The organism is Arthrobacter sp. OV608, from assembly GCA_900110595.1.
Classification (GTDB): Bacteria; Actinomycetota; Actinomycetes; order Actinomycetales; family Micrococcaceae; genus Arthrobacter.
This window is the reverse complement of sequence record FOEZ01000027.1, coordinates 1-16,503: the sequence shown is the minus strand read 5'-3', so window position 1 is coordinate 16,503 and position 16,503 is coordinate 1. Positions and strand designations below refer to the sequence as shown.

Genomic DNA, 16,503 nt, shown 5'->3' with positions numbered 1-16,503 from the left:
ATGGATCGTGTTGATATGGGAATCGGCGTGGGCACCACAAGCGGGGCGGTAAATCCGGCTCCGCTGCTTCCTGTCTCGCCCGCTGCTCCTGCACGCCCGCCAGCCCCTGGACCTATGCCCGCCAGAATTGTCAGACCCCCACTAGAAGATGTTTGTATGGGAAACGGCGCGGGAACGGCGGCAGCGATGGAAGGCATTTACGCCTCCGTTGCCCGGCTTGATTCCCTGTTCCTCGAAGATCAGCGGCTGGAAGCCGACGCCGGTCCCGGGGCCGCTGCTTGTGCCGGCGCTGTTCTGGATGTGCTGCAGCGCCGGTATGAGATCCGGCTCGAGCGCTTGGCGGTGACGAAGCAGCTGGAAGCCCAGATCGCCGCGGTGAAGGCCCGGGACGCTGCCGAGGCTATTGAAATTCAGCATGCGATGACCCCGCCGGAGGCGCCCGTCCACGAACGGACCTACGCCGAAATGTCCGCGGTCGAGGAAATCGCCGGGGTCCTTACCATCAGCTCCGCCGCCGCCGGGGCGCTCGTCACCCAATCCCGGCAACTCGCCTCCCTGACGCCGGCCATGGACGCCCTCTGCGCCGGGGCCATCTCCTGGCAGCACGCCAAAATCATCGCCGACGAAACTTTCAGCCTCGACCCCACCGGCGCGGCCGCCCTCGTCGAGCATGTCCTGAACCCCAACCCGGCCCGTGGAGCCGCCGCGGGCGAACTCGTCCCGTCGCGGTTCCGGTCCCGGGTCCGTAACTGGCGCGAACGCCACCACCCCGAATCCCTGGAGAAGCGCCACGCCAAGTGCGCGGCGGACCGGAGGATGGAATACACCCCGGACCGCGACGGCATGGCCTGGGTTTCCCTTTACGTCCCCGCGGACCAGGGCTCCGCCATCTGGAACCGGACCACCGCCATCGCCCGCGGCCTCCAAGGCCCCAACGAACCCCGCACCATCACCCAACTCCGCCCCGACATCGCCGCCAACCTCCTCCTCCGCGCCGGCCCAACCCTCACCCACACCAACGCATCCAACACCAACGGAACCAGCACCAACGGAGCCAACACGAGGGAACGCCACCCCGGTCAAGGCATCACGGGTCAGGGCAACACAGGCGAAGGAAACGAGGGACAAAGCAACCCGGGTGAAGGCAATCCGGTAACCACCGGAGACGGCGACCGGGACACGATCGGGCTGGCCTCGCTCGCGCCGGCCGACATCAACGACACCGCCACCTGTACCAACACCGCGACCAGTACCGCCAGCGGCACCACCGAGTACGAGAGCGCCGCGGAGCGTGAGGCCTCTGGCGCCGCAGGGGACGAGTCCAACGGCGGCAACGGGTACGCGGATCTCGGCAACGTCCCGGTCCCCAAGGCGGACGTCCTGGTCACCGTCCCGGTACTCGCCCTCTTCGACATCACGGACGAACCGGCAAACCTGGACGGCTACGGTCCGATCCCCGCATCGATGGCCAGAAAACTCCTCGCCAACGGCGCCAGCTCCTTCTACCGGGTCCTCGTCGATCCACGGGACGGGGCACCACTGGAAATCGGCCGCACCAGCTACCGGCTCACCAAAGCCATGAAAAAAGCACTCCAGCTCAGGGACGGCAAATGCACCTTCCCCGGCTGCAACAACCCATCCCCGGACAACGCCACCGACCACCTTCAAGCCTGGCAAGACGGCGGACATACCGGGATCAGCAACCTGGCCCAACTCTGCCCAAAACACCACCGCCTCAAACACAACACCGGATGGGAACCCACCCCAGCCACTGGAACCGAACCACCCGGCTGGACCTCACCCACCGGCCGCCACTACAAAGCCGAACAACCCAACCACGAACCACCCCAATGGCCACCCGGACTCCTAACCCGCGCAACCGACACAGCCCGGCAGCTGCCGGGTGCAACGGAAATACCCGGTGCAGCGGAACCGCAGGGATTCTCGGACTTCCTGGAGATCCCGGATGCCGGACCGCCGCGTGAAGAGCCAGTCGATGACAATCTTGAGGATCCCCATGACTTCTCGCCCGACGATCCGATCTGGGACGACTTCTACGCCCACCCTCCGAAACTGCCCCAAGACCCACTCATAGCGCAGGAGCGGGAGTGGGACATGGTGAAGTCCTGAAACCGTCGGCAATCAAAAGTCGCTCGAAGTCCGGAGCCGAAACCGCCAGCCCCGCAGAAACGCTCAATCGGCGCCGGGAAGGTTCACTTCCACGAGCCCACCCGTAACCCGGGTTTCGAACCGCGGCTGCCTGGACGTGGCCGGGCCGGCCGCACCTCACCGGACCGGAGCGAGAAGGTGCTGCCGTGCCATGGGCATACGACGCAGGGTTCGCCCCCACCACGTGCTGATCCACCTGTCACGCTGCCGCCCTTAAGCTTGCCCTCGTGCAGCGGTCCGGAGAGGTGGCTGCAGACGTCGGACAACACGTTGACTGTTTCTCCCTCCCGGAACACCAGCAGCGGAAGCCCGGCCACTACGCGCTGGTGGAGCTTGCCATCCGGCAGGTCCTCCAGCGGTGCCAGTGGCTGCCATCCGCTGGGGAAACGGTGCGGAACGTCCTCGGTGTGGTTCACGCCGGCGGCCTGCCGGTAGCTGAGGTGGCCACCCAGGAAGCCGCCGAAGCTGACTGCCCCCAGGCCCAGATAGGCAAGCACTTTGCCCGCGCCGTTCCGCCCCTGCGTCCGCGCCACAAGTGAAGCGGTGTACAGGCTGACGGCTGTGATGTTGGCCGTCGCGTGGACCAGCCCCACCCGCTGCTGCTGGCTGTGCAGCTGCGACCAATCCATAAAGCCCGCCACCGCTGAGGGCACGGCAGAGGCACTGCCCACACCGATCAGTACAGTTGCCGCCTTGTCGTTCCCCGGGAGCGCATCCAGCACTGCGGCGGAAATCCACGCCCCAAGCGGAACCTGGACTGCCAGCGGATGAACCGGATGCCCGATAGGCACTCCGTGCAGGATGTCCCGGGCCCATTGCGGCCGGATAGTTCTTTTGACGAACTTCCGGACCTTCTTGGCCAGGGGATCCAGCCAGTCGGCATCTTCCAGGCGGGCAACAAGCTCAAGTGCAGGCAGCGGTTTCATGTGTCTCCCTTACCCCGTTCGTCAGTCTGCATTCGGCACATGCAGGCGATGGTGTGCAGTCGATGTCGTCCAGACGATAAGTCCAGCCGATGCCGGTCAGCCTAGCCGTTGGGAGCCAGCAGGCACAGGGGTGGGCCCAGCCAGTCGGGGTGGCAGAAGTGCAGGTCAGCGGAGCGGGGACCCCACCACAATGAACCGGCTGCCACCCATGTCGCCGGACAACAGTGGCATCGCCTCGGCAATGGCTGCCCGGACACTGTCCAGCTGCAGTGACGTACGGTGCGCCTCCGGCGATTCCCACAGTTCGCACACAAACACCGTGTCCGGCACTTCGTCATTCACGCCTACTTCGTACAGCAGGCATCCCGCCTCCTCCAGCCCCGGCATGGGCCGGAGGAGGATGGACACCACGGCGTCGCGCTGGCCGGGCTTGGTTCCGAGGGTTCCCACATTCGCAAAGGTCATGGGGACAGTGTCCAGCACGGGTAGGACAAAAGGAGGAATCTACCGCGCCACTCCCGTGGGCGCTGCACTCATTGTGCAGTGGCCGCAGTTGAAGGTTCGACGACGGGCCCCGAGGCCATGCCGGATGGCACCTGGGTGCCAGTCGCCTGGCCGGCCGCGACCGCCGTCGTGCTGTCATCCTCAGGCGACCCCTCACCGGCAAAGGCACGGAGCATGGCGGCACGGTCGAACTGGCCCTCCCACTTGGCCACCACAAACGTGGCCACGCAGTTGCCCAGCAGGTTCACCACCACACGCATGGAGTCCATCAGCCGGTCCGCACCGAGGAGGAGGGCGACGCCGGCCACCGGGAAGATCCCCAGTGCACCCGCTGTGGCGGAGAGCGCCAGGAACGCGGAACCCGGCACGCCGGCCATGCCCTTCGACGTCAGCATCAGGACACCCAGGGCGGCGAGCTGCTGGCCAAGATCGAGGTTGTAGCCAAAAGCCTGTGCCAGAAAGAGCAGCGAAATCGACAGGTACAGGGCGGCGCCGTCCAGATTGAAGGAGTATCCCGCGGGGACCACCAGGCCAGTGGTGGCGCGGGAACAGCCCGCATTGGTCAGCTTGGTCATAATGCGCGGGAGGACGGACTCCGTCGAGGCGGTGCCCAGTGCCAGGAGGAATTCCTCGCGAGTGTACTTTATGAACTGCCAGAGCGGCACTCGGGGATACACCCACGCCACCACGAACAGCAGCGCTATGAACACCAGGGCGGCACCGTAGCAGGCAGCGATCAACAGGGCATAAGTGCCCAGTGATTCCAGTCCGTACTGGCCGATGATGAAGGCCATGGCCCCGAAAGCACCCACCGGTGCCACCCGCATCACCCAGGACATGATCTTGAAGAACAGCTCCAGCACCGTTTCCATCAGTGTGATCACCGGCAGGCAGCGGTCGCGCCCCACCACCACGATCGCCGCGCCGAAGAACACCGCAAAGCACAGCACCTGAAGGAGGCTGTTGCTGGCAAAGGCGCCCACCACGCTGGTGGGAATGATCCCCAGGAGGAAAGCGCCGGCATCCTTGGGCGGCGCGGTGGCCGTTTTGGCGTTGAGCGCGTCCTGGGAGAGGGACGCCGGATCGATGTCCAGCCCCGCACCCGGTTGGACCAGGTTCCCCACCACCAGCCCGAACACCAGGGCGAAGAGCGTGGCGGCGGTGAAATATGCGAGCGCTTTGACCCCCACCCTGCCCACGGCCTTGACGTCACTGACCGCCGCGATACCGGTGACGATCACCAGGAAGATCAGGGGCGCGATGATCATCTTGATGAGCTGGATGAACCCGTCCCCGAGCGGCCGGAGCGCAGCGCCCATGTTGGGCCAAAAGTGGCCGATCAGGATGCCTGCCAGTACGGCCACCAGGATCTGGAAAAAGAGGGATTTGTAGAGCGGTTTCCTGCTTGGCCCGTTGTCCGGCTGCGGGGAAGATGCTGCGGTGGCGGTGAGGTTCATGCTAATGCCTGTTCGTTGAGGGACAGACGGCAAGGTGATGCCGCAGGGTCATGGGCAACGCTAGGAAGTAGATGTTTCCGGAAAAGTCCGGGGACGGGGGCTTAAGGGCGTAGCAAGGACACCGGTTCCGGCAGAAAATGGTCCTATAGCAAGTCATCAAATTCCGCCGCTAATAAGCGAAACGCAGCGCATGCAAGACCACCCAAACCCAAGCGCAATCAATTCATCGAAAGGAGTACTTGGGATGAACAACAACATTCTCCGGCGGACCGGCTCAGACATCACCGAACCCCTACGGCGCTTCTTCGAAGGTGACCTGGACACCTGGCTGCGGACCGAGGAGTACCGGGAAGAGGGAACGCTGGTGGTCAAGGCCGAAGTCCCCGGCATCGATCCCGAGAAGGACGTTGACATCACGCTGACCGGCGACCAACTGCGGATCACGGTCCGGCACGAAGAGAAGTCGGAGCACAAGGGCAAGGACGGGTACCGTTCGGAATTCCGCTACGGCACCTTCTCCCGCTCCATCACCCTCCCCGGGCCCACTGACCAAAACGACGTGAAGGCCACCTACCGGGACGGCGTCCTCGAGGTCCGCGTACCGCTGCCGGACCAGGATGCCTCAGAACGCCGCAGGATCCCCATCATCAGGGGCTGAAAAGGCACCCATAAAGGTGACGTACGACGGCGGCCTTGCGCCGCCGTCGTGCTTCTGCCCTCCCCTCGTGTCATACCCTCCGGCCTGAATGGGCACCACTGTGGTTCGATGGTGTTTTCTTCTTGGGGATGGAGGCGGACATGGAAGTCTGGGCGGGGAGCCCCTATCCGCTGGGTGCCACGTACGACGGCAGCGGCACGAATTTTGCCGTGTTCAGCGAAGCGGCGAGCGCCGTGTATCTGTGCTTGTTCGATGAGGACGGTACCGAACAACACATCCGGCTGGAAGCCGTCGACGCCTTCGTCTGGCACTGCTACCTGCCCCACGTTTTGCCCGGCCAACTGTACGGATACAGGATGGAGGGCCCCTACGAACCCACCCGCGGCCTCCGCTTCAATCCAAACAAGCTGCTGTTGGATCCCTATGCAAAGGCAACCAGCGGGGACATCACTTGGGGCCAGCCGATGTTCTCCTACAACTTCGGCGATCCGGCATCCTTCAACGGCGAGGACTCCGCTCCGGACACCATGCGGTCCGTGGTGATCAGCCCGTTCTTTGACTGGCAGCACGACCGGCCGCCGCGGGTCCCCTACAGTGACAGCCTGATTTACGAGGCCCACGTGAAGGGCCTGACCATGACCCACCCGGAAGTGCCAGCGCAGGAACGGGGAACGTACGCGGGCATCGCCCACCCCGCAGTCATCGAACACCTGCAGAAGCTTGGCGTAACGGCGATTGAGCTGATGCCGGTGCACCAGTTTGTCCAGGACAGCACTTTGCAGGACAAGGGGCTGAGCAACTACTGGGGTTACAACACCATCGGCTTTTTCGCCCCGCACGAGGCCTACAGTTGCAGCACCAAACCGGGGCAGCAGGTGCAGGAATTCAAGGCGATGGTCCGCTCGCTGCATGCGGCGGGCATCGAGGTGATTCTCGACGTCGTCTACAACCACACGGCCGAGGGGAATCATCTGGGCCCCACGTTGTCCTTCAAGGGCATCGACAACCAGGCGTACTACCGGCTCGTGGACCAGGACAGGCAGCACTACCTGGACTACACGGGCACCGGCAACACCATCAACGTCCGCCACCCGCATGCCCTGCAGCTGATGATGGACTCGCTCCGGTACTGGGTGCTGGAGATGCACGTGGACGGGTTCCGGTTCGACCTCGCCTCCGCCCTGGCCCGGGAGTTCTACGAGGTGGACCGGCTGTCCAGCTTCTTCGACCTCGTCCAGCAGGATCCTGTGGTGTCACAGGTGAAGCTCATTGCTGAACCCTGGGATGTGGGCCCGGGCGGCTACCAGGTGGGGAACTTCCCGCCGCTGTGGACGGAATGGAACGGGAAATACCGCGACGCCGTCCGCGACTTCTGGCGCGGCGCCCCGGCAACGCTGGGCGAGTTTGCGTCGCGGCTGGCCGGTTCGGCGGACCTTTACGAAAGTTCCGGGCGCCGGCCTGTGGCATCCATCAATTTCGTCACCGCCCACGACGGCTTCACCCTGTGCGACCTGGTTTCCTACAACGCCAAGCACAACGAGGCGAACGGCGAAAACAACAACGACGGCGAATCCCACAACCGCTCCTGGAACTGCGGTGTGGAGGGTCCCACCACCGACCGCGGCGTCCTTGCGCTGCGGGCGCGCCAGCAACGCAACCTGCTCGCCACGCTCCTTCTCTCGCAGGGCGTCCCCATGGTCCTGCACGGCGACGAAATGGGGCGCACCCAGCAGGGAAACAACAACGCCTACTGCCAGGACTCCCCGCTCTCATGGATCAATTGGGAGGCAGCTGACCAGCCCCTCACCGAGTTCCTCGCAGCCGTCAGCGAGTTGCGCCGCGAGCACCCCACCTTCCGCCGCAACAGGTTTTTCGAAGGCAGGCCTGTCCGGCGCGGCATCGGCCAGCCATTGCCGGACATCGTGTGGCTGGACAAGGACGCCTCGGCCATGGTCCCGGAGGACTGGGACAATCCCCTGGCCCGGGCGCTGGGTGTTTTCTACAACGGGGCGGCCATTGGGAAGGACCACCGGGGCAGGGTCATCAATGACCACAACTTCCTGCTGTACTGCAATTCCGGGGACGAACCGGTGGTGTTTACCCTGCCCAACGCGGAGTACTCCGGCAGCTGGGAACAGCTCATTGATACGGCGGGAGAGCATGCGGACACCGGCCTCCTGCATGCCGGTGGAACCGTGGAACTGGCAGCGAAATCCCTCCTGGTGCTTCGGGCCTACACCCGGCCGCCGGAGAAACCGGACCACTCGGTATCGGCGTCGCTGGCGCTGGCCACGATGGAGGCACCTCAGTTGCCGGACGCCCGCACCTCGGCACCAGACTAAACCGCTGCCCGCCTGACTCAGATCAGCGCGTGCATCCCAAAGCTGCGGGGCCTGCCGAGGGACGCGGCGCCGAGGAACTCGACGGCGACGAACGGCTCTTCCCCCACCACCCACTCGTCATGGCCGGGAGGAAGCGCATAGGTGTCGTTGGCGTGGATGGTTGACCTCCCGCCGTCGGGCGTTTCAACCTCAAGCTGCCCTGAGAGGCAGTAGCCCAGGTGGTGGTGCTCGCAGAAGTCGGTCAACTCAGCAGGCTTGGCGGACACCGACCACCGCCAGCCGGGCGCGAGGATCAGCCGCGCCATTGAGTAGTCGTCAACAGTGACAAGGTCGAATTCCGCCTTGTCCGGGCAACGCTTCCTGTCTGGTTCATTGAATGACTTGACGGCCAGTGCTCGGATGAAATTTGCGGTCATGTGGACACACCTGTTGATCGTGGTGAGGATGCCTGGCAGCGAACCAGGCGGCGGGTTCGGATACCGACGAGCGGTGAAGTGTAAGCGAGACCTGTTGCAGTGCACGCCTTGTCCCCCGGCGCACACGCGTTTGCCGAACGTGCAGCGTATTTCTAACCGTAGCCCTACCGCCCCTGAAGTCAATGGGAAAAACCACCCCAGGGCCACGGGCATGGGTCCCCTTGACTACCCCACCCCTCCTTCCCTACACTTTTCATAAAGCAGAATCTAAATTCCACAAAGCGGAAACGGTAGACAGCCGGGAACGCAAGGGAAGATAGATCAAAGCCCTCCCTGGAAGGACCTACGATGACGTACACAGTGAACTGCTCCATCCTCCTCACGGAGCTGCCCCTGCTGGAGCGCCCCGCCGCAGCCAAGGCAGCCGGCTTTGACGCTGTCGAATTCTGGTGGCCCTTCGAAAGCTCCGTTCCTGCCGACGCGCAGGTGACCGAATTTGAGAACGCCATCAAGGACGCCGGCGTTCAGCTCACGGGCCTGAACTTCAACGCCGGCAACATGCCGGGCGGCGACCGCGGCCTGGTGTCCTGGAAGGGGCGCGAGTCCGAATTCAAGGACAACATCGATGTTGTGGCCGGCATCGGCGAGCGCCTCGGCTGCAAGGCTTTCAACGCCCTTTACGGCAACCGCCAGGACGACGCTACTCCCGAAGAGCAGGACGAGCTGGCTGCCAGGAACCTGGCAGCAGCGGCCGAAGGTGTTGCCCGCATCGGCGGCACAGTCCTCCTCGAACCTGTCAGCGGCGCACCCAAATACCCGCTCCTCACCGCTGAAGACGCACTCAAGGTCATCGCCCGCGTGAAGGCGGAGGCCGGCGTCGGCAACATCAAGCTCCTCGCCGACTTCTACCACCTGTCCGTCAACGGCGACGACGTCGAAGCCGTCATCGAAAACCACGCCAAGGACTTCGGCCACATCCAGATTGCCGACAACCCCGGCCGCGGCGCACCCGGAACCGGCACCCTCCCGCTCGGTGAATGGATCGCCCGCAGCCGCGAACTCGGCTACGAGGGCTACATCGGACTCGAATATAAGGAACCGCAGGAAACGGCCTTCAGCTGGGCCATCCGCCAGCGCATCTCCCAGTAATCCCCACCCGCCCCCTCGCCTCGCAAGCTCGGCCAGGGAACCCTGCGGGCGTGGGCCCAGGCTCGACCACCGGATTCACCAACAGACTTCACGAAAAGAGAACCATCATGAGCAACGTTGCAGTTATCGGACTCGGAATCATGGGCCTGCCCATGGCCATCAACCTGGTCAAGGCCGGCCACGCCGTCACCGGCTTCAACCGCAGCCAGGACAAGATCGACAAGCTCGTCTCCGAAGGCGGCAAGGGCGCCACCAGCATCGCCGACGCCGTCAAGGATGCCGACGTCGTTATCACCATGGTGCCGGACTCCCCCGATGTCGAGGGTGTTGTCAGCGGCACGGACGGCGTCTTCGCCAACGCCAAGCAGGGCACTTTGTGGATCGACGCTTCCAGCATCCGCCCCGATGTCGCCAAGCGCCTCTCCGACGACGCCCGTGAAGCCGGCATCCGCCCGCTCGACGCCCCGGTCTCCGGCGGCGAACAGGGCGCCATCGACGCAGTCCTGTCCATCATGGTGGGCGGCGACAAGGCAGACTTCGAGGCAGCCTCGGACGTCCTGAACGCCGTCGGCAAAACCATCGTCCACGTAGGCCCCTCCGGCTCCGGCCAGACCGTCAAGGCAGCCAACCAGCTGATCGTCGCCGTCAACATCGAGGTCCTCGGCGAGGCCATCGCCTTCCTGGAGGCCTACGGCGTGGACACCGACGCCGCCCTCAAGGTCCTCGGCGGCGGCCTGGCCGGCTCCAAGGTCCTGGACCAGAAGGGCCAGAAGATGCTCGACCGCAACTTCGACCCCGGCTTCCGCCTGGCCCTGCACCACAAGGACCTGGGCATCGTCACCTCCGCCGCCCGAGAAGCCAACGTCGCCGTCCCCCTCGGTGCCGTCGTCGCACAGCTCGTCGCCGCCACCGTCAACCAGGGCGACGGCGGCCTGGACCACTCCGGACTCTTCAAGCAGGTCCTGAAGCTCAGCGGCCGCGAATAACCCTCACGCCGCAAGCCCGGCCGCCCCGAAACGGGGCACATTGACACGGACACGCCGGCCGCCGTCGCAAATTACGACGGCGACTACCCCAAAGTGCCCAGCGACGGCTCGCCGGGCCTTCCTTCAGCACACCCAAAATCAGACTTCCCAAGCTTTCAAGGAGCACACCATGAGCAAGATGCGTACCGTTGATGCAGCGGTGGCCATCCTGGAAAAGGAAGGCGCCATCGAGGCGTTCGGCCTGCCAGGCGCCGCGATCAACCCCTTCTATTCCGCAATGCGCGCCCACGGCGGCATCCGCCACACCCTGGCCCGCCACGTTGAAGGCGCCAGCCACATGGCGGACGGCTTCAGCCGCGCCAAGGACGGCAATATCGGCATCTGCATCGGCACCTCCGGCCCCGCCGGCACCGACATGATCACCGGACTGTACGCCGCCTGGGCCGATTCCATCCCCATGCTCTGCATCACCGGCCAGGCCCCGGTGGCCAAGCTGCACAAGGAAGACTTCCAGGCCGTGGACATCGAGTCCATCGCCAAGCCCGTCACCAAGATGGCCATGACCATCCTGGAGCCGGGCCAGGTTCCCGGCGCCTTCCAGAAGGCCTTCCAGCTGATGCGCTCCGGCCGCCCCGGCCCGGTGCTCCTGGACCTGCCCATCGACGTGCAGCTGGCCGAGATCGAATTCGACATTGATACCTACGAGCCCCTGCCCGTGGAGAAGCCCAAGGCCTCACGCAAGCAGCTGGAAAAGGCCCTGGACATGCTGACCGCGGCCCAGCACCCGCTGATCGTGGCCGGCGGCGGCATCATCAACGCCGGCGCCTCCGCGCAGCTGGTTGAGCTGGCCGAGACCCTGAACATCCCTGTTATCCCCACCCTGATGGGCTGGGGCACCATCCCGGATGACCACCAGCTCATGGCGGGCATGGTGGGCCTTCAGACCAGCCACCGCTACGGCAACGAGAACTACCTGCAGAGCGACTTCGTGATCGGCATCGGCAACCGCTGGGCCAACCGCCACACCGGCGGCCTGGAGACCTACACCGCTGGCCGCAAGTTCGTGCACATCGACATCGAGCCCACGCAGATCGGCCGCGTGTTCTCCCCGGACCTGGGCATCGCGTCCGACGCCGGTGCGGCGCTGGCAGGGCTGGTTGAGCTCGCCAAGGAGCGCAAGGCGGCCGGGTCCCTGCCGGACTACAGCGCCTGGGTTGCCGAGTGCCAGGACCGCAAGGCCTCCCTGCACCGCAAGACGCACTTCGAGAACATCCCCATCAAACCGCAGCGGGTGTACGAGGAGATGAACAAGTCCTTCGGCCGCGACACCACCTACGTGTCCACCATCGGCCTGTCCCAGATCGCCGGCGCCCAGATGCTGCACGTTTTCGGCCCGCGCAAGTGGATCAACGCCGGCCAGGCCGGCCCCCTGGGCTGGACCGCCCCGGCAGCCCTCGGCGTCGTTCGCGCAAACCCGGAGCAGACCGTGGTGGCCCTCTCCGGCGACTACGACTTCCAGTTCATGATCGAGGAACTGGCCGTGGGTGCACAGTTCAACCTGCCGTACATCCACGTGGTGGTGAACAACTCCTACCTGGGCCTGATCCGCCAGTCCCAGCGCGGCTTCAACATGGAGCAGAACGTGTCCCTGGCGTTCGACAACGTCAACAGCGCGGACTTGTCCGAAAACGCACGCGGCTACGGCGTGGACCACCTCAAGGTGGCCGAGGGCCTGGGCTGCAAGGCCGTGCGCGTGGAGGATCCCAACGACCTGGCCGCAGCCTTCGACAAGGCCAAGGCACTCATGGGCGAGTTCCAGGTTCCCGTGGTGGTGGAAGTGATCCTGGAAAAGATCACCAACATCTCCATGGGTGTGGAAATCAACGCCGTGAACGAGTTCGAGGAACTCGCCGAGTCGGCCGCCGACGCCCCCACCGCCATCCTGGCGCTGCAGGCTTAACCTGCACGAATAGAACCTGCCCGGCGAGAACCTCAACGCGCAGAACCTGCACACCGAAACAAGAGAGACAGCCATGCGGATCGTCATTGCCCCGGACAAATTCAAGGGATCCCTGTCCGCCCCGGACGTGTGCAGCCACCTGGAAAAGGGGCTGCAGCGCGGCGCGGGCGGGAACCTTGAAGTCCTCCGGATCCCCGTGGCCGACGGCGGAGAGGGCACCCTCGATGCCGCCGTCGGCTCCGGTTTCACCCGCCGCAGCGCGGTGGTGGCCGGACCAACAGGCGAACCGGTCACGGCCGACTTCGCTGTCCGGGGCAATGAGGCGGTCATCGAAATGGCGGCTGCCTCGGGCCTGGCCCTGCTCCCCGCCGGAGCATTGGCTGGGGGACGGCCGGGCCCGGCCGCGGCCCGCACCGCCACCAGCCTGGGCACCGGCCAGCTCATCAGCGCGGCCCTGGATGCCGGCTGCAACCGCATCATCCTGGGTGTGGGCGGCAGCGCCAATACCGACGGCGGCGCGGGGCTCCTGCAAGGCCTCGGCGCCCGGTTCCTCGACAATGAGGGCAACGAACTTCCGCCCGGTGGTGCCGCTTTGGCCCACCTGGACCGGATCGACTTCAGCGGGTTTGAACCCCGGCTGAAGGACACACGCTTTGTGCTGGCGTCCGACGTCGACAATCCCCTGCTGGGCGCCCAGGGCGCCGCGGCGATTTTCGGCCCGCAAAAGGGCGCAGCACAACAAGACGTCGAGCTGCTCGACGCCGCCCTGGCCAGGTTAGTCGAAGTCCTGGCCAGGGAAATCGGATTCCGCGCCGTCAAGGCTTCCGAGGCCCCCGGCGCCGGAGCGGCAGGAGGTGTTGGCTACGCAGCCATCGCCGTACTGGCCGCGACGCGCCGCCCGGGCATCGACGTCGTCCTCGAATTCACGGACCTGGATCAGAGGCTGGCCGGCGCAGACCTGGTGATCACCGGCGAAGGAAGCCTGGACGAGCAGAGCCTCCTGGGCAAGACGCCCATGGGCGTGGCCCGAGCAGCCGCCGCGCATCGTATTCCGGTGATCGCGGTGTGCGGCCGGACCACACTTGGGGCCGGCCAGGCCACTGCCGCCGGGTTCGAGGATATTTACGCTTTGACCGAGCTGGAAAGCAATGTAGACAGGTGCATAGCAGAGGCAGCGCAGCTTCTGGAACAGCTGGGTACGCAGATCAGCGGACGGTTGGCAGCCAATGAACTGCCCCGTGCCGCGAACTCCAAGGAGGACCTCCATGTCTGAAGAACGATTTGACCTGGTCATCCGGGGCCAGCGCATCCTCACCACTGCCGGCCTGGCACCCCGCGAGGTGGGTGTCCGCGGCGGAAAGATCGTCGCGCTCGAGCCGCTGGGCAACGGCCTGGCCGGCGCCGAAGTCATTGAACTGGCCGACGACGAAACCCTGATCCCCGGCCTGGTGGACACCCATGTCCATGTCAACGAGCCCGGCCGCACTGAGTGGGAGGGCTTCGCCTCGGCCACCCGGGCAGCAGCCGCGGGCGGCGTCACCACCATCATCGACATGCCGCTGAACTCCGTCCCGCCCACCACCACGGTGGAAAACCTCAAGCTCAAGCGCGAGGTGGCCGAGGACCAGGCGTTCATCGACGTCGGATTCTGGGGCGGCGCAATCCCCGGCAACAAGGCCGACCTGCGGGCCTTGCATGACGAAGGCGTGTTCGGCTTCAAGTGCTTCCTCCTGCACTCCGGCGTGGACGAATTCCCGCACCTGGACGCGGACGAGATGGAGGAGGACATGGCCGAGCTGAAGTCCTTCGATTCCCTCATGATCGTCCACGCCGAGGACTCGCACGCCATCGACCGCGCACCCCACCCCGGCGGCGACCACTACTCCACCTTCCTCGCTTCCCGCCCCCGCGGTGCCGAGAACAAGGCCATTGCCGAGGTGATCGAACGGGCCCGTTGGACCGGTGCGCGTGCGCACATCCTGCACCTGTCGTCGTCGGACGCGCTGCCCATGATCGCCTCCGCAAAGCGCGACGGCGTGAAGCTCACCGTGGAAACGTGCCCGCACTACCTCACGCTGATGGCGGAGGAAATCCCGGACGGCGCCACCGCCTACAAGTGCTGCCCGCCCATCCGCGAGGCCTCCAACCGGGAGCTGCTGTGGCAGGGCCTGCTGGACGGCACCATCGACTGCATCGTCTCGGACCACTCCCCCTCCACGCTGGACCTGAAGGACCTCGAGAACGGCGACTTCGCTGTGGCCTGGGGCGGCGTTTCGTCGCTGCAGCTGGGCCTGTCCCTCATCTGGACGGAGGCCCGGCACCGCGGCATCCCGCTGGAGCAGGTGGTCAGCTGGATGGGTGAGAAGCCCGCGGCCCTGGCCCGCCTCTCCAACAAGGGCCAGCTGGCGCTGGGCTACGACGCCGACTTCGCCGTCTTCGCCCCCGACGAGGCGTTCGTGGTGGACGTTTCCAAGCTCAAGCACAAGAACCCCATCACCCCCTACGACGGCAAGGCCCTCTCCGGCGTGGTCCGCAAGACCTTCCTGCGCGGCGCCGTGGTGGACGGCCAGACCCCCACGGGCAAGCTGATCCGCCGCGGCGGGGTCTAGGGACGCGCCATGGCAGTGGAAGCCCACTATCCGAGGGGGATGTCCCGGCAGGCGGTTCCAGCCAAGCGCGCCGCTGCCCGCGGCCTCGCCGTGTGGGTGGTTCCCGCGGAAGGCACAAGCCCCGAACTGCTGGCCCGCGCCGCCGAACTGGTCCTGGCCCGGGCCCTTCAAACTGCTCCGGAGGCGGAAGTCCATTGGCCTGCCGCCGGAGCCCCCATGTCCGGGGCCTCCGCCGTGGAAGGAGCCGCAGACCACTCCTCTCGCACTCCTGCCGCGGCGGAGAACCCCGGCGATACAGGGGCCGACGGCGGCACCCACCTGCCGCCGTCGGCCGGCCCTGTCAGCCGGGTCGCCGTAGACCTTGCCGCCGACCAGGTCCTGCTGGACGGCACGCCCGTGGCGCTGACCGGCGTCGAGTTCAAGGTGCTCCGCTACCTGGTGACGCACCTGTCCCGAACAGTGGGCAGGGAGGAACTGCAGGAGTTCCTCGACTCGTTCGAGACGCCAGGTGCCTCGGCCCGGTCCATCGATGTTTACGTGGGCCGGATCCGCCGGAAACTCGGCAACGCGCGGCACGCTGTGGCCACCGTCCGGGGCGGCGGCTACCGGTTTATGCCGGGCGCTTGTGCAACTGTGCGGGGTCCGGCGGAATACTGCATATGACGCCGGAGTTGTATGACTAGGCGGGAACCCGCTTCACTTGATGTTTTGCCATTACCTGACAAAGACTTCCAAAGGAATGCCATGAGCCAGACCCTGACCACCAAGCTTCAGCCCGGAACCCAGGCCCCTGATTTCACCCTTCAGGATGCCCAGGGCCGCGAGACTGCCTTGGCCGACTACCGTGGCAAGAACGTCATCGTGTACTTCTACCCCAAGGCCGCCACCCCCGGCTGCACCACCGAGGCCTGCGACTTCCGCGACAGCCTGGCCTCCCTGCAGGGCAAGGGCTACGAGGTCATCGGCATCTCCCCCGACGCCCCGGAGGCCCTTGCCGGCTTCACCGGCGACTTCTCCCTGACCTTCCCGCTGCTCTCCGACGAGGACCACGCAGTTGCCCTGGCCTACGGTGCCTGGGGCGAGAAGCTGGTCAACGGCGAGATCGTTGAAGGCATCGTCCGCTCCACCGTGGTGGTGGACCCCGAAGGCAAGGTCAAGCTCGCCCAGTACCAGGTGCAGGCCCAGGGCCACGTGGCAGCGCTGAAGGAAGCCCTGGGAATCTAGCCCACCCGGGACGCTCGTTACCTTTTTCGTAGCCCTTTCCTGTTGCAGGATGTGGGTGTGCTGGCCTGCTGGTCCCTGGGCATGATTCGGACGCTCTGTTGAT

Annotated in this window: 13 protein-coding genes and 1 pseudogene; 10 read left to right on the top strand and 4 right to left on the bottom strand. The window is 65.5% G+C overall.

Going from position 1 to position 16,503, the window contains the following annotated elements; all coding sequences use genetic code 11:
• Nucleotides 1-156 precede the first annotated feature (156 nt).
• Nucleotides 157-2,130, top strand: coding sequence for an HNH endonuclease signature motif containing protein (locus BMX78_RS23510; protein WP_286139205.1), 1,974 nt, complete (start codon nucleotides 157-159; stop codon nucleotides 2,128-2,130).
• A 63-nt stretch (nucleotides 2,131-2,193) separates the two neighbouring features.
• Here BMX78_RS23510 and BMX78_RS20995 read toward each other — a convergent pair.
• From BMX78_RS20995 to BMX78_RS20985, 3 genes and pseudogenes are all read right to left on the bottom strand, one after another.
• Nucleotides 2,194-3,095 (bottom strand): annotated as a pseudogene (locus BMX78_RS20995) (Rieske (2Fe-2S) protein).
• A gap of 165 nt (nucleotides 3,096-3,260) precedes the next feature.
• A complete protein-coding gene (locus BMX78_RS20990; protein WP_091424061.1) occupies nucleotides 3,261-3,560 on the bottom strand; it encodes a putative quinol monooxygenase in 300 nt (99 codons plus the stop codon).
• 68 nt (nucleotides 3,561-3,628) lie between these two features.
• Nucleotides 3,629-5,056, bottom strand: a complete 1,428-nt coding sequence (locus tag BMX78_RS20985) for a cation:dicarboxylate symporter family transporter (RefSeq protein ID WP_091424058.1) — start codon at nucleotides 5,054-5,056, stop codon at nucleotides 3,629-3,631.
• Between the two features lie 244 nt (nucleotides 5,057-5,300).
• On the opposite strand from BMX78_RS20985, the gene BMX78_RS20980 reads away from it, so the two are divergent.
• Both BMX78_RS20980 and glgX read left to right on the top strand, forming a co-directional pair.
• Complete coding sequence (locus BMX78_RS20980) at nucleotides 5,301-5,714, top strand: Hsp20/alpha crystallin family protein (protein WP_091424055.1); 414 nt, start codon at nucleotides 5,301-5,303, stop codon at nucleotides 5,712-5,714.
• 140 nt (nucleotides 5,715-5,854) lie between these two features.
• Nucleotides 5,855-8,056 (top strand): glycogen debranching protein GlgX, encoded by a 2,202-nt coding sequence (gene glgX, locus BMX78_RS20975; RefSeq protein WP_091424051.1) that lies wholly within the window; start codon nucleotides 5,855-5,857, stop codon nucleotides 8,054-8,056.
• Nucleotides 8,057-8,073: 17 nt separating this feature from the next.
• On the opposite strand, the gene BMX78_RS20970 is transcribed toward glgX, so the two are convergent.
• Complete coding sequence (locus BMX78_RS20970; RefSeq protein ID WP_091424046.1) at nucleotides 8,074-8,472, bottom strand: cupin domain-containing protein; 399 nt, start codon at nucleotides 8,470-8,472, stop codon at nucleotides 8,074-8,076.
• 348 nt (nucleotides 8,473-8,820) lie between these two features.
• Here BMX78_RS20970 and BMX78_RS20965 point away from each other — a divergent pair, with 348 nt between their 5' ends.
• From BMX78_RS20965 to bcp, 7 genes are all read left to right on the top strand, one after another.
• Nucleotides 8,821-9,621, top strand: a complete 801-nt coding sequence (locus BMX78_RS20965; RefSeq protein WP_091424042.1) for a hydroxypyruvate isomerase family protein — start codon at nucleotides 8,821-8,823, stop codon at nucleotides 9,619-9,621.
• Nucleotides 9,622-9,728: 107 nt separating this feature from the next.
• On the top strand, nucleotides 9,729-10,607 hold the full coding sequence (locus BMX78_RS20960) for a 2-hydroxy-3-oxopropionate reductase (protein WP_091424037.1): 879 nt from the start codon (nucleotides 9,729-9,731) through the stop codon (nucleotides 10,605-10,607).
• A 169-nt stretch (nucleotides 10,608-10,776) separates the two neighbouring features.
• On the top strand, nucleotides 10,777-12,567 hold the full coding sequence (gene gcl, locus BMX78_RS20955) for a glyoxylate carboligase (protein ID WP_091424031.1): 1,791 nt from the start codon (nucleotides 10,777-10,779) through the stop codon (nucleotides 12,565-12,567).
• A 73-nt stretch (nucleotides 12,568-12,640) separates the two neighbouring features.
• Complete coding sequence (locus BMX78_RS20950; protein ID WP_091424026.1) at nucleotides 12,641-13,840, top strand: glycerate kinase; 1,200 nt, start codon at nucleotides 12,641-12,643, stop codon at nucleotides 13,838-13,840.
• Entirely contained in the window at nucleotides 13,833-15,176 is a 1,344-nt protein-coding gene (gene allB, locus BMX78_RS20945; protein ID WP_091424023.1) for an allantoinase AllB, read from the top strand. Before BMX78_RS20950 ends, allB begins: the two co-directional genes overlap by 8 nt.
• Before the next feature lie 9 nt (nucleotides 15,177-15,185).
• The gene (locus BMX78_RS20940) at nucleotides 15,186-15,839 is read left to right on the top strand and encodes a winged helix-turn-helix domain-containing protein (RefSeq protein WP_091424020.1); all 654 of its coding nucleotides are present in this window, start codon (nucleotides 15,186-15,188) and stop codon (nucleotides 15,837-15,839) included.
• A gap of 81 nt (nucleotides 15,840-15,920) precedes the next feature.
• Entirely contained in the window at nucleotides 15,921-16,400 is a 480-nt protein-coding gene (gene bcp, locus BMX78_RS20935) for a thioredoxin-dependent thiol peroxidase (RefSeq protein ID WP_091424015.1), read from the top strand.
• The last annotated feature ends 103 nt before the right edge of the window (nucleotides 16,401-16,503 follow it).